This is a genomic window from Thermoanaerobacter sp. CM-CNRG TB177 (assembly GCF_018588165.1).
GTDB classification, from domain to species: Bacteria; Bacillota; Thermoanaerobacteria; order Thermoanaerobacterales; family Thermoanaerobacteraceae; genus Thermoanaerobacter; species Thermoanaerobacter thermocopriae.
In genome coordinates this window covers 1-364 of record NZ_JAFCAC010000072.1, presented here as the reverse complement: position 1 = coordinate 364, position 364 = coordinate 1, and the positions used below count along the sequence as shown (strand labels likewise).

At 31.0% G+C, this 364-nt stretch carries 1 pseudogene; it reads left to right on the top strand.

From position 1 onward, the window contains the following. Positions 1-364: pseudogene (locus I4N53_RS09175) on the top strand (IS200/IS605 family accessory protein TnpB-related protein); the annotation flags it as partial.

The window sequence follows — 364 nt, the reverse complement described above, 5'->3', positions numbered from 1 at the left end:
ATACAAAAGGCTTCTAGAAGGTTATGATAGAAAAACATTAAAAAGAGACCTTCAAGGGATTTTCAATTTAAACTCAAGATATGTAGATGATGCAATAATGAAAGCAATAGGTGTATTAAAATCATCTAGACAATTAGACAACAATCCAAAGAAAGTCATTTTTGGAGGAAGAGACTTATTTAGAAAACTTCAAAAGCGCCATATAAATGGGAAAGAATATCAAAAGCTAAAAACAAAGTGGCAAGAAAGAAGAAAAGGAAATCTCTATTCAAGAGGGGATAAAAGCAAAAAGGGAAATCTCAACACAAGGATAGAAGTAAAAGAAAATGGCACTTTCTTAAGGATAAATGTAGGGGAAAGAAAA